Below are 17,551 nucleotides of genomic sequence, written 5' to 3' on the forward strand. Positions count from 1 at the left end.
TAATACCTACTTAAATTAAATTTGAATCTTTTAATGCTTTTTTAAGAACTTCTAAATTCTCTTCTTTCATCTCACACAAAGGCTGTCTGAAAGGTCCTGCAGGAAGTCCCATTAAATTCATTGCAGTTTTAACAGGAACCGGATTGCTTTCAATGAAAAGAGCTCTTATCAAATCAAGCATTTCATAGTGAAGTTCAAATGCTCTTGTATAATCATCATTCAATATGCTGTTTACCATTAAAACCATTCTTTTAGCATCGATATTTGCAGATGCACTGATAACACCAGTTCCTCCTACAGCCATGATAGGCAAAGTAAGTGAATCTTCACCGGAAAGAATGTTCAAGTCATCTTCAAGACCTTCACGAGTAAGAGCCCTGTAAATGTCAGATATTTTATCAACACTACCGCTAGCTTCTTTAAGAGCGTCAACACCCTCAATTTTTGCCAATTCAACTGCAGTTTCTACAGCAATGTCGCTTCCTGTACGTGACGGTACATTATAAGCAATAATTGGAATATCACATTTTTCCGCAATTGTTGCATAATGATTCACAAGCGCGTGTTGCTGAGGTTTATTATAATATGGAGTAATCAGTAATGCTCCATCTGCACCTGCATCAGCGGCAAATTCTGTAAGAGATAATGCCTCTGAAGTAGAATTACTTCCAGTTCCGGCAATAGTTTCAACTCTTCCGTCAGCTTCATCAATCAAAATCTCAATGATTTTTTTATGTTCCTCATGGTCAATTGTAGCAGACTCACCAGTAGTTCCCGCACCAACTAAACCGTCAACACCCTGATCGATTAAATAGTTGATGTTTGATCTAAAACCTTCCTCATCAATTTGTTTGTTATCATCAAAAGGAGTTACCATTGCAACATATGTTCCTTCAAATTTCATCCTAAAACCTCGTTAACTAATTTATGTGCTTTTTCACCGTCTTTCCATTCAACAAACAGCACTACAGCTGTTTGAGATGAAGTGATTTCAACAATATTAATATTATTTTGTCTAAGCGGTTCTGTAATGCTGGAAATAATTCCAGGGGTTTCAATAATATCCGGGCTGACCAATGTAATCATTGCAGTATCAGCACCAAGAGATAATGAGCTTAAAGCATCGGCTTCAACAACCAAATTATGTAAAATATGATAAGCTTGTTCAGAATCCTTTTTGCTTACAAATGTAGTAATTGAATTTTGACCTGCGGAGATTCCAAAAATGTTTATATTATTTTTAGCAAGACAAGAGGTAATGTCTGCTAAAAGCCCAACTTTTCTAAGCATAGCCTCACCTACAAGAACTATGAGTGAAATAGGTTCGTGATAAACAGATACTGATTTTAAAATATCTCCTTCAAAAGGACCGGTAATTCGGGTACCTTTTGAGTCCAAATCACCTTCTTTAAAATTAATAATCTTTGCACTTATTAATGGATCTTTATATTTCAATGCGTGAGGATGCAATACCTGTGCACCATGAGTAGCCAAATCCCTCATTTCTTCAACACTGATTTCATCAAGCAATTCAGCTTCCTCAATTTTATTAGGGTCAGTAGACATTACACCATCAACATCAGTAACAATGACAACTTCATTTGCATTTAAACAATGTCCAATTAAAAATGCAGATATATCACTTCCTCCTCTTCCGAGGGTTGTGATTTCACCGCTAGGGCCTTTTCCTAAAAATCCGCAAATGACCGGAATTATTCCCTGATTTAAAAGATTTTCAATACCTACAATTTTTTTGTTTGTGGTGCCAAAATCAATTTTAGCTTCAAGAGAATTTGAATCAGTCATTATTGGCCACATATCATTATAAGGGTCAATAAATTCAGATTTTACGCCTAAAGATTCAATAGTTGCTGAGAATACTCTAGCACTAGTCAATTCACCCATAGCCATAATTTCTGCCTTTTGTTTATCAGTCAATCCTTCACCGATTGCTTCATTGGATAAACCAATCAAATCATCTGTTGTCTTATTTACTGCAGAAACTACAACTACAACACGATTGCCTTTCATATACTCATTTACTACGGACTGCGCCGCCTTTTTAATCCGTGAACCATTTCCAACAGAGGTTCCACCAAATTTTGCTACTATCAAATCCATTAAATTCACCTATTTCAATAAGATAATTTTTAAATTTCATATTTTTGAGTAAACAAAAATATTAATATATATTTATATCTAATCATATTAATAAACTTTTAAATAAAATATCATGAAAAAAGTGACTAAAAACAAAAAATTAATTGGTAAAACAATATACAAAATAGAAAATATTCAAATTAAAAATAAAAATTATAAAAAAGTAGTAAAAAAAATATGAAAAAAGCTTAATCTCTGGTTTGTTCTAACCTAACAAGCCTTGTAACATATCCTGCGATTTTATTTCTTAAATGTTTAGTACTTACGGTAGAGTATTCTTGTACTAATTTTTTGTTTTCTTCAAAATCAGTAGTAAAAACTCCTTGGTGAGTTTCAATAAGTTCTTTAGCTAAACGTTTAACAAATGAAGTTCTAATATTGCCCATTAACATTCCTCCTTTAAAATTTTATTCTGCTCATTCTTATTTAATATAGTTAGCATGTCTATAATTTGATTAATAATATCAACATCAAGACCTTTTTGCTCAGATAACGTTTCTATTTTCCTATGAATTTCCTCTTCTCTACTTTTATCAAAGATTGGCATACCAAGATATTTTTTAGCAACAGCAATATCCTTTGCAATAGAAGTTCTCTGAGAAATTAAATCAAATAATTCATTATCAATTTCATCAATACGAATTCTTGATTTTTTGAGAAGATCTTCAGCCTCTTGCTTATTTTTAAAAGATATTTTTTCTTGTTCACTTTTCAAAAAATCACCAAATTGATAATAATGATAATAATATAATTTATTACAATCCTAGTATATAAACTATATGTTTATTCCCACTTTATTTTTTTGATTGAATTAAAAATTAAAATTAATCTCATATAAATTGACAACCTTCGTTGTCAACATGAGTTTCCAAAACATTACCCTCATATCTGCTCCAGGCATCCTTAACATCATCGATTGACTCATCACTGACAACGGCAACAAATGAGGAACCAGTACCGGATAATCCTGAAGCAATTGCACCTGCTTCCAAGGCATCAACGGCAATTGTTGAGTCAAAACCCAATGTTGCACAATATAAAAGTCCATTTAAATTAATTGCCTTGAAATAATCCCTTTGCTTTGCAAATCCGAATGCGGTTTCAACAAGCGGAGCAAGTAGTTTCATCCTTTCAGGATTGGAATCACCAGATTTTGAAAAGAAATTAGGCATATAAACCAAAATAGGACAGTCCTCCATTTCCTCTTTTATAATAAATTCCCTATTTTTATTATCTGTTACAACAACACCTCCAAAGTATGATGCTGTTGCATCATCAAATGAACCGGTAATTGTAACTCCCGCATCCAGTGATGCGTCAATTGCCATGTTGATTATTTCCAAATCATCGAGAGGTTTTAAATTAAATTCCTCACTGACGATTGAAGAGACTGCCTTTACAATAGCATTTGATGAAGCGCTACTACTTGAAAGGCCTGATGCCATCGGTAAACTAGATTCTGTTTTTAAATCGACTCCAAATTCATCAACGTTAATGTCATAATGATTGAAAACCTTTTTTACACATAATTCCATTAAAGTGTTGTCTGCCCCAACATCATTGAAACAGGTTATTTGACTATCAGCGGATTTTGCATGGCATTTAATGTCGAGACCAATTCCAAATGCAGAACCGAAACCTGTTGCAATTGCATTGATTATTGTTGCAGAACCAGGTGACCTTACTGTTTTTTTCATTGTTTTACCTCATCATATGGAATATCAACTTTTGAAAATTTCATAGCTCTTTCTCTTGCATTAGAAGATAATTCTAATCTGAACTGATTATCATTAACTATTTTATCAATTGCACCTGCGATGGATGATACTTTATTCGGATTGACTAATAAACCCACATCATCAGTAATTATCTCAATGATTCCCCCAACATTACTTCCAATTACGGGTTTACCGCAGGATAACGCTTCAATCAAAACAAGACCAAAACTTTCAGAAAATGAAGGCAAGACCAAAACATCACAGCTTGGAATGATTTTATCAACATCATCCCTCGAACCTGTGAAAATCACATCACGAATGTTTTCATCTTCAGCTTTTTGCTTAAGTTTTTTAAACAGCGGCCCATCACCAACAATAACCAGATAATAATCACTGTTTGCAATTTTTTTGGCTTCTAACAATGATTCGACATTTTTCCTCTTGATGATATTTCCAACAAACAAAACAATCGGCTTGTCAATCAAATTGTTTTCAATTTTAAATGAATTGTTTCTGTGGAAGGAAAACTTTTCAACATCAACGGAATTCCAGGACAACCTGGTTTTTTGTGAAATACCGTTTACGCCTGTTGCAATGATTTCATGCCTTAATGCATTGCTTACTGCAAGAACGCAATCAGCACGTTTTAATACATTTTTAATAGTGGAACGCATTAACGGTTGCTTTTTATAAACTTCAAACATATCGGAACCATGTGCAGTAACATATGTCTTTATACCTCTCTTGTTTCCAACTTCAACAGCAGCAGCACCTGCCGGAAACAGATAATGACCATGAATAATATCTATATCCTCTTTATCCAAGAGATTTTCCAATGCCTTTTTTGCATTCTTTTTAAACATCAATCCTCTAACACCCGGAATATTAAGACCCTTTGTTCCAATCACATGAATCCCGTCAATATCCTGAATATCCTTATGAGGATATGTTATAACATATACTTCATGTCCCTGCTTTACAAGTTCTTTTGATAAAGTGTGTATATGAACACCGACACCACCTACATGCGGTGGAAATTGACCAACCATTGCAATTTTCATAAAAATAAAACTCCACTAATTTCTAATATTATTTAGAAAAGTTATTGTTTAAATAAATATGCAAAATCAGTGAAAATCAATGATAAAAAAAGTCAAATTTGAATATTCTCTTTTTATAAAAAAATATCCCTACTAACATTAAAATAATTCAATTTTGTTTCCCGATGAATGTTTACTTTAAATGTAATTCTCCTGTAAAATCCAATTATTAAAATATTATATAACATTAACTATTAGGATTGTAATTAAACAGTTTCCATCTTAGAAAATTTTAAAAATGATTTATTTCAAAGTTTAAGGTCGAATTTAATTTTAAAAACATTAATGGTAATGTTAAATCCTGTTTAACAAGTGTTAGTAATGAAAATATCATGATCCCTTGTTCGGAGGTCAATTGGACGCTGGATTAGAAAATGAAAAATGTTCACAGTAAATTGTCTACAGTATAGAAGATTCAATGCTTAACCAAGTTACAATTTTGAGAATATGAAATGATTGACCCAATAATTATGGGGTCAAAAAGGAATCATTTTTATATTAAAAAAAAGATATGATAATAAGTTAAACTCAAAACAGTACATCAATTACTTTTTGAGATATTCTTTTAGATGTGTGTCCGAGTGGTCAAAGGAGTAAGATTCAGGGTCTTATGCATTAGTTGCTTCATGGGTTCAAATCCCATCACATCTATTTTTTGTTTTTTAACTTTTTTTAAGAGGGAAAATGACCTTAAAGAAATTATCATCGTTTAACTTCTGTTTTAATCGAGTAAATACGTATTTTTCACAAATATGAAATAATACTGCATGAATATGGAAATTAAGCACCAACTTCAATAGAAACATGATATAATTAATCAGGTTTGGTTGATTTATCCAACTACCATATATTTATTATTCAGATTTGAAAAAACACGAATTCACTTTCAAAATATTTACACATCTAAACATACCTATTATTTCACGAATCGATTTGAACTTCTATTTAAAACATGATCTTATTAATTAATTCCAATAGAAATTTAATATACTAAAGGAGGAAATTATGATGAATAAAAAAATAGTTTTTGCATTGATTGTAATTGGCCTGCTTGCTGTTTCAGCAGTCAGCGCTCAAAATTCATTATTTTTAAACAATAATAATGATGATGATTCAATGTATCAAGTCTCTTTAATGCAGGCTTTCATGCATGGAGAATATAATGGAGTAATCACCGTAGGCGATTTAAAATCACATGGTGACATTGGTCTTGGAACATTTGAAGGAGTAAACGGTGAGATGATAGTTTTAGACGGTGTTGTTTATCAGGCAGCAGCTGATGGAAGCATTAATGTCATGGCAGATAATGAAACCATACCATTCGCTACAATCACCAAATTTGATGAAGACGGAAAAATAGATACTATAACCGCCAAGGACTTTAACGATTTAACAAGTCAACTGGACAAGACCATTGAAAAATATGGTACAAACAACATGTATGTAATCAAAATAAAAGGTGATTTTTCAAACATTACAGTTAGAAGTGTTGAAAAACAAGAAAAACCATATAAAGAATTCACTGAAGTTGCAACTGTAGACCAAAAAGTATTCAACCACACTGACCAAACCGGAACAGTTGTGGCAGTATACTTCCCAGAATACATGAAGGAACTTAACATGCACGGCTGGCACCTTCATTTCCTGTCTGATGATAAGACAAAAGGAGGTCATGTCCTAGGATTCAATAATCTTAAAGGATCAGGTCAAATTGATGAAATCCATGAATTCAACATGATACTTCCAACCGATGACACATTTGCAAAAATGAATTTCACAGAAAACATGACCAGTAAAATCAATAGTGTAGAATAACTCTCAATAGAGTTATTCCATTTTTTATTTTTTTATAGTTTAAAATATGCTTAAAGCCAAATTTACAATTATAGAAAAACACATATATCCGTCAATACATTAATTTAGTTATGAAAGCAACAAAATTACTTGAAGAGATTAAAGAAAACTTAAAAGATTATCCAATTGAATATCTTAGAAACAAAGTAACAGACGAGAGATACAAAGATCCTCTAACAAAACAGCTTGCCAAATATAATACAGAAGCATGGGATGAAATTTTCTCCTTAAATATCACTGAAGACTATGAAATTAAAGAGGGAATTGTCGAAAATATTAAAAAAGACATAGATTTTTATTTTGATACATATGCTGGCGGCGATGAGGAAACAAGAGAATTTACAAAATACATTTCACTTTATTTAGTATTGCTGGCTAAAAGGCCGTTACATCCTGTCGGAGAAAATCCTGCAAAAGACCAAGTATTTTTAGAAAATGGAGAATATAAATGTAAAACCAGAATTATGAGTATCAGGGATGAAAATTCATTATGCAGATATTGTATCTGTAAAAATGCAGGATACTCATTTGGATTTTAGTTTTAAATAGTATGACTATTTTCAACTGTTTTTATTCTCTTCAACTTTGTTAAAATACTATATACTATTTTTTAATGACATACAATTTGGCGGGAAAAATCCCTCTTTCAAATTTAAATAAATAATTTTGGAAAAAACTATAAAAAAAGATAGACACACTACTTATCAGTGTTGAGTTGCATATTGCTATTAAGATAATTTCCTTCCATATCAACTAAAATGACATTCAAATCCAAATCAAAACGCTGCATACATCTTTCATGAATGGCGGAGGCTATACTGTTTGAAACTTCAACTGAAAGACCAATATCATCTAGAATATCCATCATATCATCGGTTGTTTTGGAATCATACAGCTTTTGAAGCGACTCCCTGTCAGCTCCACAAAGGGCTGCATGTGTAACCATTATTTCACGTCTTCCATCTGCAACGGCATGTTTTGTATCAAATATTCCTCCTGCAACCTTAATCAGCTTTCCCATGTGTCCGAAATAGGTGAACTTTTTAACACCTCTTTTTTCAGCTTCTTCAAACATGAAACCTACAAAATTTCCTGTCTGGATGATTTGTTCCTTATCTATGTCCAATTTTTTTAAGGCAAGTTTTTCACCGATATTTCCAGGAACAAAAATCAGATCGTTAATCTTAGAGGCAAGTGCAACATCAATCTGAGTTACTATGGAATTTTTATATGCATCACTGGACATGGATCTTGCAATTCCAGTGGTTCCCAAAACGGAGATGCCACCAACAATACCCAATTTAGGATTCATTGTTTTACGGGCAATTTCTACACCTTCAGGAATGGAAATGGTGACTTTAGCCACTTTACCTTCCGGAACCTTTTCCTCGAGATTTCTAATAATCATGCGTCTCGGAACAGGGTTTATTGCATATTCACCAACAGGTATCTGAAGACCGGGTTTTGTAATCTTCCCAACACCTTCTCCACCAGTAATTATCACATTGGACTCCTCATCTGACTTGTCCAACAGTTCAACAGTTGAAAAAATTTCCAGATTAACAGTAACGTCAGGGTCATTATAAGGATTTTTATGAGCGCATGCCTGTGCTTTAAAAGAAGATAACATCTTACACTCATCAATTATAATGTCCAATGTTTTTTTGGGAGTGTGAACTTTAACACATGCAATATCTGCAGAGTCAAGGATTGCATCCAGCGCCGCAAGAGAACAAGCTGTTGCAATAGTACCTGTCGTGACCCCAGTATAATTATTTTCAGTCATTTTAAAAATAAAAAAAGAGAGAATCTATAATAAAGATTCTAATTTTCCAATAAGTTCGTCATCGGTTGGTGCACCAACAAAAGCAACATCGCCGTCAATGACAATTGTAGGAACTGCCATGATTTGGTAATTGATTGCTCTTTCTCTGATTTCATTACTTTCATCTATTTTTAATACTTCCACATCAATAGCATCACCTAATTTGTCTTTAGCGTTTTGAGCAGCATCTATTGCTGCAGGACAATGAGGGCATGAATTGGTTGAAAATACTTCTACTTTGATTGCCATTTAAAAATCTCCTTAATTTTAATTTAAGAATATTTTATAATTTAGTAATATATAATTGTTACCCAAAATATTATTTATCAAATGCTCTCTCTGGAAATATTTATTATATACTAAAAAAATAACATTTAAATGATTAAAATGGAAAGCTTACCAAACGAAATTAAAGAAATAATTAACAGCACATATCCCTACATCAAAGACTTCAATCCTGCACAAAAAGCAGTTATTGAATCCGGCTATCTGGATGATGACTCAAATTACATTATTTCAATACCAACAGCAAGTGGAAAAACAGTGCTTGGAATCCTCCCTGCCCTTAAAACAATTTTAAACGGAGGAAAAGCTGTTTATGCAGCGCCTCTCCTTTCAATACAAAACGAAAAGGTAAAGGAATTCAAGGCATTTGAAGAGCATGGAATAAGCGTCGGCAAACATCCAAGCAGTTCTGATTTGTCAGTGATGGTTTTTGAATCATTTGATGCTCTTACACGTTTTTCCTGGGATAACCTGCGTGACGTGGACACTCTAATAATTGACGAATTTCACATGATTGGAGAATTTACAAGAGGCCCAACACTTGAATCTGCAATAACACGTGCAAAAATCATCAATCCGTCAATGCGAATAATAGCTCTTTCTGCAACTTTAAGAAACATTGAGGAAATTGAAGGCTGGCTTGAAGGGACTTGTGTGGAACATGACTACAGACCTGTGCCGTTGAACAAAGAAGTTTTGGATGCAGAGATGTTCAATACGAAAAACAAAAATGATGTTATCGTAAAGGTAATTGAAAAGGCAATCAAAGACAAATCACAGGCTCTTGCATTTGTATCAACAAGAAGATTTACTGAAAGCCTTGCAACTTATGTTTCAGGTAAAATCAATAAAAAAATAAATGTGGAGCAGAGAAAAAGATTTAAGGAAGTTGCAGAGAAATTACTTGAAGTTCCAAAAAGGAAAGGCTCACTTCCAACAACAACCTGCGTCAAGCTTGCAGAAGCCGCTGAAAAGGGAGTTGCATTTCACCATGCGGGATTGTTCAATGAGCAAAAAGAGATTATCGAGGATGAATTTAGAAAGGGAAATATTCTTATGATAACCGCAACTCCAAGTTTAATGTATGGAGTTAATTTGCCGTCAAAAACAGTTATAATTAGAGACCATACCCGATGGACCAGCAACGGCCCTCAACCGATTCCTGTCTTTGATTATGAACAGATGTCCGGAAGAGCAGGAAGGCCTCAATATGATGATGTCGGATACTCATATCTTGTTGCAAAAACAATGGATGAAGCTCAAAACCTACAGGAATTTTATATTGAAGGGGAAATCGAATTAACCAACTCCAAACTGATTGATAATAAAGATGCAATATACAGGCAAATCATTGCACAGATTGCATCCACTCTTTCAAAGAATCTGGAAGACCTGACTGACTTTTTTGGAAAAACACTCTACGGATATCAGATGAGTAACAATCCTTCAATGGCATTGTTTGCAGAAGACAGTTTAAGATTTGAACTTGAAAGCGCACTGGAATTCCTGCTTCACAACGGAATTATCAGAGCCACACCGGAAGGCCTTAAAACAACAGATTTCGGAAATCTTATAGCCAAATCAAATTATTCTGTTGAAACTGCAGTTAAAATAAAAGAATACATTTCCCACATCAACGAAATCAATGTTGAGGAATTCATATATGCTCTGTCTGAAACTCCGGATTTACCTCTGATATCATTTAAGGGAAGAAAATCAAAAGATCCAGTTCGGGACAAACTGTCTGAAGTTGGACTCTTTGCAGTTGACATCGGAAATCCCGAAGCTACAACAGTTTCCCTAATCGAATGGGTTAATGAGAGAAATGAATTTGAAATCGAAAATAAATACAATGTTTATTCTGCATCAACCCGGCGCTCAGCCTATGAGGCATCAAGACTCGTCAGATTTGCCAAAAATACCTCAGAAGTCCTTGGAAATTATTCCAACCTTAAGGACTTTGACATATTGTCTGCAAGATTGTACTACGGAGTAAAAGAAGATATTATACCTCTGGTTGTCGGTGTAAAAAGACTCGGCAGAAAAAGAGCTAGAAATATTGTCAAAATTTTCGGTAACGATTTAAGTGGAGTTTCAAAAAAAGAGCTGGAGCAAATTGAAGGTATAGGGCCTAAACTTGCTGAAAAAATTAGATTGTTTGTTGAAAATTAAAAAAAATGGAGGTAGAATTAACCTCCTCCTTCAGCAACACTGGAATCCATTTGAATGTTTTCCATTTTTTCTGCTTTTTCTTTTAATGCCTCGATATCCAGTTCATTATTGCCGTCATCATCAAATCTTTTCTTCAAGTCTTTTTCATCGAGCAATTCAACCAAATCTGAGCGATACCACAAATCAGTTTTATCGATTTTGACCCAATCAACACCATCAGTGGTTTTAATCTTTAAAACCTTGCCGATTGTGCCTGTATCAACATATCTGACATGAGAATCAAGAGTAATCTCTTTATCTCTTGCATCAAAAGCCATAAAAATTACCTTTTTGTTTATTCGTCGTCTTCAACTTCAATAGTAGCTTCAACAGTTTCAGCTTTATCTTCTTCTTTAGGAATTTCTTTGTTTAAGATAACGTATGCACCGATGGTTGCAATATCTTCAAAATTAATTTCAATTTCATCTTTGGAGAAGATATTTTTTTGTAAAGTTAAAGTAATAGTGCCAATTGCACCAGTTTCAGGGTCGAAATCAATGTCGCCTACTCTTCCAACTTCATATGCATTTTTATCTAAAACGGTTGAACCTAAAAATTCTTTAATTTTCATTTTTTCACCTTAAAATTTTATTGTTATATAATAATATAAATCATTAAGTATTTAAATAAAACTAATATATAAAATTAACTATTAATTGAATGGTGAAAAATATGGAAAAAGCATGTCGAATAATCATTAACAATATCATTGATGGAGAAATATCCACTCGACGTGAACTTGAAGTTAAAAAAAGGCAACTCTGCCGTGATTTAAAACTGTCAAAATTCATGAGCAATGCAGACATTTTAAGATATGCAAAACCTGAAGAAAAGGAGATGGTCTCAGGAATCCTAAAGAAAAAACCGACTAGAACAATGTCAGGCGTTGCAATTGTGGCTGTAATGTGCCATCCCCACAAATGCCCTCATGGACGATGTTTCTATTGTCCTGAAAGTGAAATAGCACCTCCAAGTTACACAGGAGAAGAGCCTGCAGCACTCAGGGGAAGAATGTATGAATTTCACCCTTACATCCAATGCTTCAATAGATTAAAACAGCTAAAACAAATCGGACATCCGATTGATAAAGTGGAACTGATTATCATGGGAGGAACATTTCCTTCAAGAGATTTGTGCTATCAGGAATGGTTTGTCTCACAATGCCTGAAAGCGATGACAGATTTTGGACTGATTATTAAAAACAAGCCTGACAATTTTGAATATAATCTGAATACTGAAGAAATCAGAAGCTTTGAAGATGGAGTTTTGAAGACATACCCTCCAAACGACTATGTTTTGATAAGTGATGTTCAAAGGGCTAATGAAAGCTCCAAGGTAAGATGTGTAGGAATGACCTTTGAAACACGTCCGGACTACTGCAAAAAAGATCACATTAACAGAATGCTTGACTTTGGAGTTACCAGGGTGGAGCTCGGTGTTCAGACATTATCCGATGAGCTCTACGAAAAAATCAAGAGAGGTCATAAAATAGCAGATGTCATTGAAGCAAATCAGCTTTTAAGAGATTCTGCCGTTAAAGTGGCCATGCACATGATGCCTGGACTTTTTGTAGATGAAAAACAGGATTTAAAAATGTTCAAACAGCTCTTCAGTGACGACAACTTCAAACCAGACATGCTTAAAATCTATCCCTGCCTCGTTACAAAGGGAAGTGAACTGTATGATTTATGGGCGGAAGGAAAATACAGTCCTTATACCGATGAGCAGGCTGTTGAACTGATTGTTAAAATAAAGGAAATCCTTCCAAAATGGGTCAGGACAATGAGAATTCAAAGAGATATTCCTTCAACACTGATTGAGGCAGGAGTTAAAAAATCCAATCTGGGCGAGCTTGTCTACAACAGACTGGATGAAGAGCACATCAGCTGTAAATGTATAAGATGCCGTGAAATCGGTCACAAAAAGACCTCAAGAGAATATAAACTGGACGAGTTTGAATTATTCAATGAAAAATATATGGCATGTGAAGGTGAAGAAAACTTTTTGTCCATCGAAGATGTTAATGAAGAAAGCATTGCAGGATTTTTAAGACTGCGTTTCCCATCTGAAAATCATTTCAGAGAGGAAATAACCGATAAAACTTCCCTTGTACGTGAGCTGCACGTCTATGGAAATATGATAAAAATAGGTGGCAAAAATCCTAAAATCGGCCAGCACACAGGATTCGGTGAAAAACTTCTTAAAGAAGCTGAAAACATCTCCATTGATAAAGGATACGAAGAAGTAGCTATAATAAGCGGAATTGGTTCGAGAAACTATTACCGTAAATTCGGATATGAAAAAGTAGGCCCATACATGAAGAAAAGGATAGCCTAAATGTTTATATACTTGTTCGTATAAATACTAACTAATTAAGAGAGTGGTAATATGGTTACACACAACATAAGAAATTCAAAAGATTTAGCAGGTTATATTAACTATACTAATTTAAACAATATGATTAGCGAAAGTGAAATGAGAGAATTTTTAGAAAAAGCAAAAGGAATGAACTTTAATTCTGTAATTGTCTCTCCCACATATGTTCCATTAGCTAAAGAAATGTTAAAAGACACTAATGTAAAAATAGGAAGTGTAGTTGGATTTCCTTTAGGTTTTGAAAATACCGAAACCAAAATTGCAGAAGCAACTTCACTTGTTGAAAACGGAGCAGATGAAATAGACGTGGTTATCAATTTGAGCTATCTTAAAAATGAAAACTACGATCTGCTCGAAAATGAAATAACTCAGATTAAAGAAGCAATCGGAGATAAAGTATTGAAAGTTATTATTGAAACAAAAGTGCTTGAAGATTATCAAAAGGCAAATGCATCCAAACTTGCACAGAAAGCGGGTGCGGATTTCATCAAAACCTCAACAGGATTTGTATCTCCAAATCATATCTACGAGAATGTTAATGACATTAATATCTTCCTGAAACATGCACCAAAAATCAAAATTGAAATTTCAGGAGGAATAACCGACTATAAAAATGCAAATCAAATCATTACTGCAGGAGCAGATAAAATTGGAAGCGATTACGGTTATGAAATCGTCAAAAGATACAAAGACTTAAGAGAAAACACACAAGTAACACCAAAACCTATCACATTAACCAAAAAAGATTAAATGATACAATCATTTAATCAAAACCATCACATTTAAATTAATTATACTCCTTTTAAAAAAAAACGATAATATTGTCATGTAATGAAAAAAATATTTAAAAATAATAAAAGGGAATGCCATGTGCCGGACTTGAACCAGCGACATCTAGATCTTCAGTCTAGCGTTCTCCCATCTGAACTAACATGGCATATGGACCGAACGAGATTCGAACTCGTGATCTCCTCCACGTCAAAGAGGAATCATACCCCTAGACCACCGGTCCTATACAACATAATTATATTTAAAACAAGTACTATATAAACTTTTCTTAATTGACAGACCCAGTGTTAAAAAAAGGGCAAATTTTAAAAATAAAAAAAATTGACCAAAGAAATGGCCAATAGATTTTATTCTAAAAAAGCTTTCCATGAAAATAAACAATTAGTAAATCTATTTGATTGCTAATTTGATATCTTCTGCTTTTACAGTTTTTCTACCAGCGTGGCGTGCGAAATTAACAGCTTTTTGTGCGATTTCGTCACCTTTTTCTTCTAATGCTTCAGCTAATGCAATTTTTGCATCGTCACTAATTCTTTGTGCGCCAGCATTTTTTAAGATACGACCAACTGGTGCGATTGGTAATTCACTCATTATTACACCTCCAATTAAAAGGTAGTATAAAATAGTATATAAAGGTATCGGTAAAAATGACTAATAATCGTCCATATTATAACATTTAAGTTATTCATATATGCTTTTGAAATTAAAATAAATATAATATCATTATATAAAATTAAAGCATAAAAATTAGGTAAAAATATGAAAATAAGAAATAAAATAAAAAATAAAATTATTTTTCAACCAGTTCACTTTTAAGATATGTGGCAGTTGCATCAGTTATTTTAACCTTAACAAATGAACCTAACTCAACATCATCAACAATTACTGGAATATATGAATTTGTTTTGGCAATAAATCCGCCTTTAGAACCTTTTTCAACAACCAAAACATTTTGAATGCTTCCAACCAGCTGCACATTTTCATCAGCAGTAATCTGTGATTTAATTTCAGATAAAAATTTTGATCTTTTCTTCATGACTTCAGGCGGAACTTCTTGAAGTGAAGAGGATATTGCACCTTTCCTGTGCTGATATTTTGAAAGATGTATCAGACTCGGTTTGATTTTTTCAAGCAAATCAACTGTCAAATCAAAATCTTCATCGCTTTCTGTCGGATAGCCTACAATAATGTCTGTAGCCAAGGTTATATCTGGAATTTCACTCTTGAATTTTGATACAATATCCATATACTGCTCAACAGTGTGACCTCTTCTCATGTCGGATAAGACCTTGTCACTTCCTGATTGTATAGGTAAATGAATAAAATCATATACCTTCGGATGTTTGATTGCATCAATTATTTCATCAACATCATTTAAAATGTTTTTAGGGTGCATCATTCCAACACGAACACGGAAATCTCCTTCTAAATTAGCGACTTCTTTAATTAAATCAGATAGTTTTTCACCACTATCACGGCCAAAAGCTGCAGTGTCCTGGGCAGTGAGCTGGATTTCACAGGCACCATTTTCAATAGCTTTCCTGGCTTCACCGACAATATCGGAAATTGGATAGCTATTTAATGGCCCTCTTGCAAAACGGGTACAGCAAAATGTACATGCGCCAAGACAACCTTCACAGATTTGAATTATATGAATCAAACCATCTTCAACAAATTTTGGAACACCAACTTTACTTTCCTTTGAAAATCCGCTTTCACGAATTACATCTCCGCAATATGTTGCATTGACGATTTCTGCAGATTTGTTCAGCTGATGAGGACCAATCCATGAGCAGTTCGGTCCGATTTTTTCAAGCTTTTCAGGGTCAATTTCAACCATACATCCTCCGACGATGATTTTTTTGTCTGGAAAGTTCTTTTGAAGCTGCTGAATCTTGTAGACTACCTTGTTTTCGGTAGGCAATTTAACATAACATGTGTTTATAATAATTACATCCGCATCTTCGATATTGTCAATAATATCAATTTCATTTTCTTTTAAAACACCTGCAATAATCTGTGAATCGGCCTGATTAAATGTGCATCCGTAAGTTTCAATATATACTTTCATGCTTTTTACCACTGTGCTTTTTGAAGATGTCCTTGGTCAGGTCATAATCATAGTTGTTGAATTTAACCGGTTTTGAATAAACCCTTTTAATCACATTAGCTTTTGCAAATCCTGAAGTGAGTTTTCTCTCCTGGGTCTTAATGACATGAACTTTAACTATATGATTATCTATTTTGACTATATCTCCAGGAGCTATTTCAAAATCCCTTTCCAAATCAACTTTATAGGAGTCAACTTCACCATGTAGATCTACTGAAAATCCTATACGTGCAGGAATTTCAATTGAAGAAGCCCATATTGTGTCAACATCTTCAAGTTTTGCCTTGTTTAATCTTTTGTCTTTTATTTCAATACTGGTAACTTCAACCTGACCGAATTCAGAAAGCAAAACATCACCTGTTTTTAACTCATCACTTGGTGACAAATCAATAGTTGTTTTGTGAGACTTGTCCTGTTCTGAAATGATTACTCTGTATGGTCTAGGTTTCTTATATGAAAATGCATCCTTAAAAACATGACCGCATTCTTCACATTTAAGCAGATACTCTTCTGTAATTTTCTTCTTTGATGATTTCTGTTTCGAGTTTAAAATTTCTATATCATCGCTACCGCAAATTGGACAATCCATTTTAATACCTCATAATCGTAATGTTTATTCTTTTTCGTTTAAGTAGTGGTTTACTAATCCACCATCTTCCAAAATATTTAACATGAACTCTTTAAATGGTTCAAATGTAGTTGATTCACCGTTTGTCTCATTTATTAAGGTTCCTTTTGATAAGTCTATACTTATAATATCTCCGTCTTCCGCTTTAATGTCTGATACAATAACAGGAAGTCCTATATTGATTGCATTCCTATAAAAAATCCTTGCAAATGATTTGGCAATTATCGCATCAACACCTGCAGTTTTGATAGCTACAGGGGCCTGTTCTCTTGAAGAGCCACAGCCGAAATTTTCATCGGCCACAATGATATCCCCCTTCTGGACATTTTTTGTAAAGTCAGGACGTTCGCCTTCAAGGACATGATCTGCCAAATCCTGAGGATTGAATGTTCTTAAATATCTTCCAGGGATAATTACATCAGTATCAATATTTTCCCCAAAAGTCCATGTTTTTCCTTTGATAATATCCATTTATATCACTAATAAGAATGAATT

At 33.7% G+C, this 17,551-nt stretch carries 19 protein-coding genes and 2 tRNA genes; 5 read left to right on the forward strand and 16 right to left on the reverse strand.

Annotated elements, in window-relative coordinates:
- Positions 1 to 10: 10 nt before the first annotated feature.
- The 6 genes from dapA to QZU75_RS00175 all read right to left on the reverse strand — a co-directional run bounded on the left by dapA (position 11) and on the right by QZU75_RS00175 (position 4,939).
- Positions 11 to 904, reverse strand: coding sequence for a 4-hydroxy-tetrahydrodipicolinate synthase (gene dapA, locus QZU75_RS00150; RefSeq protein WP_296880925.1), 894 nt, complete (start codon positions 902 to 904; stop codon positions 11 to 13).
- Complete coding sequence (locus QZU75_RS00155; protein WP_296880926.1) at positions 901 to 2,121, reverse strand: aspartate kinase; 1,221 nt, start codon at positions 2,119 to 2,121, stop codon at positions 901 to 903. The genes dapA and QZU75_RS00155 overlap by 4 nt, the downstream gene beginning before the upstream one ends.
- Before the next feature lie 227 nt (positions 2,122 to 2,348).
- The gene (locus QZU75_RS00160) at positions 2,349 to 2,546 is read right to left on the reverse strand and encodes a 30S ribosomal protein S17e (protein WP_296880927.1); all 198 of its coding nucleotides are present in this window, start codon (positions 2,544 to 2,546) and stop codon (positions 2,349 to 2,351) included.
- Complete coding sequence (locus QZU75_RS00165; protein WP_296880928.1) at positions 2,546 to 2,875, reverse strand: chorismate mutase; 330 nt, start codon at positions 2,873 to 2,875, stop codon at positions 2,546 to 2,548. The genes QZU75_RS00160 and QZU75_RS00165 overlap by 1 nt, the downstream gene beginning before the upstream one ends.
- A 115-nt stretch (positions 2,876 to 2,990) precedes the next feature.
- Entirely contained in the window at positions 2,991 to 3,857 is an 867-nt protein-coding gene (locus QZU75_RS00170) for a shikimate kinase (protein WP_296880929.1), read from the reverse strand.
- A complete protein-coding gene (locus QZU75_RS00175; RefSeq protein WP_296880930.1) occupies positions 3,854 to 4,939 on the reverse strand; it encodes a glycosyltransferase family 4 protein in 1,086 nt (361 codons plus the stop codon). Before QZU75_RS00175 ends, QZU75_RS00170 begins: the two co-directional genes overlap by 4 nt.
- A gap of 1,044 nt (positions 4,940 to 5,983) precedes the next feature.
- On the opposite strand from QZU75_RS00175, the gene budA reads away from it, so the two are divergent.
- Both budA and QZU75_RS00185 read left to right on the forward strand, forming a co-directional pair.
- Positions 5,984 to 6,793 carry an acetolactate decarboxylase gene (gene budA / locus QZU75_RS00180; protein WP_296880931.1) on the forward strand — a complete coding sequence of 270 codons (810 nt, stop codon included), beginning with the start codon at positions 5,984 to 5,986 and terminating at the stop codon, positions 6,791 to 6,793.
- A gap of 110 nt (positions 6,794 to 6,903) precedes the next feature.
- Complete coding sequence (locus QZU75_RS00185; RefSeq protein ID WP_296880932.1) at positions 6,904 to 7,371, forward strand: DUF2115 family protein; 468 nt, start codon at positions 6,904 to 6,906, stop codon at positions 7,369 to 7,371.
- A gap of 158 nt (positions 7,372 to 7,529) precedes the next feature.
- On the opposite strand, the gene cbiD is transcribed toward QZU75_RS00185, so the two are convergent.
- Entirely contained in the window at positions 7,530 to 8,618 is a 1,089-nt protein-coding gene (cbiD, locus tag QZU75_RS00190; protein WP_296880933.1) for a cobalt-precorrin-5B (C(1))-methyltransferase CbiD, read from the reverse strand.
- Positions 8,619 to 8,642: 24 nt separating this feature from the next.
- Positions 8,643 to 8,906 carry a thioredoxin family protein gene (locus QZU75_RS00195; RefSeq protein WP_296880934.1) on the reverse strand — a complete coding sequence of 88 codons (264 nt, stop codon included), beginning with the start codon at positions 8,904 to 8,906 and terminating at the stop codon, positions 8,643 to 8,645.
- A gap of 129 nt (positions 8,907 to 9,035) precedes the next feature.
- Here QZU75_RS00195 and QZU75_RS00200 point away from each other — a divergent pair, with 129 nt between their 5' ends.
- Positions 9,036 to 11,114 (forward strand): DEAD/DEAH box helicase, encoded by a 2,079-nt coding sequence (locus QZU75_RS00200; RefSeq protein ID WP_296880935.1) that lies wholly within the window; start codon positions 9,036 to 9,038, stop codon positions 11,112 to 11,114.
- A gap of 17 nt (positions 11,115 to 11,131) precedes the next feature.
- Here the strand turns inward: QZU75_RS00200 and QZU75_RS00205 are convergent, their stop codons facing one another.
- The gene (locus tag QZU75_RS00205) at positions 11,132 to 11,431 is read right to left on the reverse strand and encodes a DUF2098 domain-containing protein (protein ID WP_296880936.1); all 300 of its coding nucleotides are present in this window, start codon (positions 11,429 to 11,431) and stop codon (positions 11,132 to 11,134) included.
- Between the two features lie 17 nt (positions 11,432 to 11,448).
- Complete coding sequence (locus tag QZU75_RS00210) at positions 11,449 to 11,724, reverse strand: PRC-barrel domain-containing protein (protein ID WP_296880937.1); 276 nt, start codon at positions 11,722 to 11,724, stop codon at positions 11,449 to 11,451.
- A gap of 101 nt (positions 11,725 to 11,825) precedes the next feature.
- Here QZU75_RS00210 and QZU75_RS00215 point away from each other — a divergent pair, with 101 nt between their 5' ends.
- Positions 11,826 to 13,490: a tRNA uridine(34) 5-carboxymethylaminomethyl modification radical SAM/GNAT enzyme Elp3 gene (locus tag QZU75_RS00215; protein WP_296880938.1), complete on the forward strand. Its 1,665-nt coding sequence runs from the start codon at positions 11,826 to 11,828 to the stop codon at positions 13,488 to 13,490.
- Between the two features lie 51 nt (positions 13,491 to 13,541).
- Positions 13,542 to 14,279, forward strand: a complete 738-nt coding sequence (gene deoC / locus QZU75_RS00220; protein WP_296880939.1) for a deoxyribose-phosphate aldolase — start codon at positions 13,542 to 13,544, stop codon at positions 14,277 to 14,279.
- A gap of 114 nt (positions 14,280 to 14,393) precedes the next feature.
- Here deoC and QZU75_RS00225 read toward each other — a convergent pair.
- From QZU75_RS00225 to hacB, 6 genes are all read right to left on the reverse strand, one after another.
- Positions 14,394 to 14,466: transfer RNA gene (locus QZU75_RS00225), tRNA-Phe, on the reverse strand.
- Positions 14,467 to 14,469: 3 nt separating this feature from the next.
- Positions 14,470 to 14,541 (reverse strand) — tRNA-Val (locus QZU75_RS00230).
- A 167-nt stretch (positions 14,542 to 14,708) separates the two neighbouring features.
- Positions 14,709 to 14,909 (reverse strand): histone family protein, encoded by a 201-nt coding sequence (locus tag QZU75_RS00235; protein ID WP_042691314.1) that lies wholly within the window; start codon positions 14,907 to 14,909, stop codon positions 14,709 to 14,711.
- A gap of 199 nt (positions 14,910 to 15,108) precedes the next feature.
- Positions 15,109 to 16,389, reverse strand: a complete 1,281-nt coding sequence (locus tag QZU75_RS00240) for a tRNA (N(6)-L-threonylcarbamoyladenosine(37)-C(2))-methylthiotransferase (RefSeq protein WP_296880940.1) — start codon at positions 16,387 to 16,389, stop codon at positions 15,109 to 15,111.
- Entirely contained in the window at positions 16,373 to 17,017 is a 645-nt protein-coding gene (locus tag QZU75_RS00245; protein ID WP_296880941.1) for an HVO_0476 family zinc finger protein, read from the reverse strand. The genes QZU75_RS00240 and QZU75_RS00245 overlap by 17 nt, the downstream gene beginning before the upstream one ends.
- A gap of 24 nt (positions 17,018 to 17,041) precedes the next feature.
- Positions 17,042 to 17,527 (reverse strand): homoaconitase small subunit, encoded by a 486-nt coding sequence (hacB, locus tag QZU75_RS00250; protein WP_296880942.1) that lies wholly within the window; start codon positions 17,525 to 17,527, stop codon positions 17,042 to 17,044.
- Positions 17,528 to 17,551 lie beyond the last annotated feature (24 nt).

It is taken from the genome of uncultured Methanobrevibacter sp. (assembly GCF_902764455.1).
Taxonomy (GTDB): domain Archaea; phylum Methanobacteriota; class Methanobacteria; order Methanobacteriales; family Methanobacteriaceae; genus Methanocatella.

Bases quoted from the DNA above. Each gene is read 5' to 3' on its own strand.
- dapA (WP_296880925.1), bottom strand. From the start codon at position 904: ATGAAATTTGAAGGAACATATGTTGCAATGGTAACTCCTTTTGATGAT.
- QZU75_RS00155 (WP_296880926.1), bottom strand. From the start codon at position 2,121: ATGGATTTGATAGTAGCAAAATTTGGTGGAACCTCTGTTGGAAATGGT.
- QZU75_RS00160 (WP_296880927.1), bottom strand. From the start codon at position 2,546: ATGGGCAATATTAGAACTTCATTTGTTAAACGTTTAGCTAAAGAACTT.
- QZU75_RS00170 (WP_296880929.1), bottom strand. From the start codon at position 3,857: ATGAAAAAAACAGTAAGGTCACCTGGTTCTGCAACAATAATCAATGCA.
- QZU75_RS00175 (WP_296880930.1), bottom strand. From the start codon at position 4,939: ATGAAAATTGCAATGGTTGGTCAATTTCCACCGCATGTAGGTGGTGTC.
- budA (WP_296880931.1), top strand. From the start codon at position 5,984: ATGATGAATAAAAAAATAGTTTTTGCATTGATTGTAATTGGCCTGCTT.
- QZU75_RS00185 (WP_296880932.1), top strand. From the start codon at position 6,904: ATGAAAGCAACAAAATTACTTGAAGAGATTAAAGAAAACTTAAAAGAT.
- cbiD (WP_296880933.1), bottom strand. From the start codon at position 8,618: ATGACTGAAAATAATTATACTGGGGTCACGACAGGTACTATTGCAACA.
- QZU75_RS00195 (WP_296880934.1), bottom strand. From the start codon at position 8,906: ATGGCAATCAAAGTAGAAGTATTTTCAACCAATTCATGCCCTCATTGT.
- QZU75_RS00200 (WP_296880935.1), top strand. From the start codon at position 9,036: ATGATTAAAATGGAAAGCTTACCAAACGAAATTAAAGAAATAATTAAC.
- QZU75_RS00205 (WP_296880936.1), bottom strand. From the start codon at position 11,431: ATGGCTTTTGATGCAAGAGATAAAGAGATTACTCTTGATTCTCATGTC.
- QZU75_RS00210 (WP_296880937.1), bottom strand. From the start codon at position 11,724: ATGAAAATTAAAGAATTTTTAGGTTCAACCGTTTTAGATAAAAATGCA.
- QZU75_RS00215 (WP_296880938.1), top strand. From the start codon at position 11,826: ATGGAAAAAGCATGTCGAATAATCATTAACAATATCATTGATGGAGAA.
- deoC (WP_296880939.1), top strand. From the start codon at position 13,542: ATGGTTACACACAACATAAGAAATTCAAAAGATTTAGCAGGTTATATT.
- QZU75_RS00235 (WP_042691314.1), bottom strand. From the start codon at position 14,909: ATGAGTGAATTACCAATCGCACCAGTTGGTCGTATCTTAAAAAATGCT.
- QZU75_RS00240 (WP_296880940.1), bottom strand. From the start codon at position 16,389: ATGAAAGTATATATTGAAACTTACGGATGCACATTTAATCAGGCCGAT.
- QZU75_RS00245 (WP_296880941.1), bottom strand. From the start codon at position 17,017: ATGGATTGTCCAATTTGCGGTAGCGATGATATAGAAATTTTAAACTCG.
- hacB (WP_296880942.1), bottom strand. From the start codon at position 17,527: ATGGATATTATCAAAGGAAAAACATGGACTTTTGGGGAAAATATTGAT.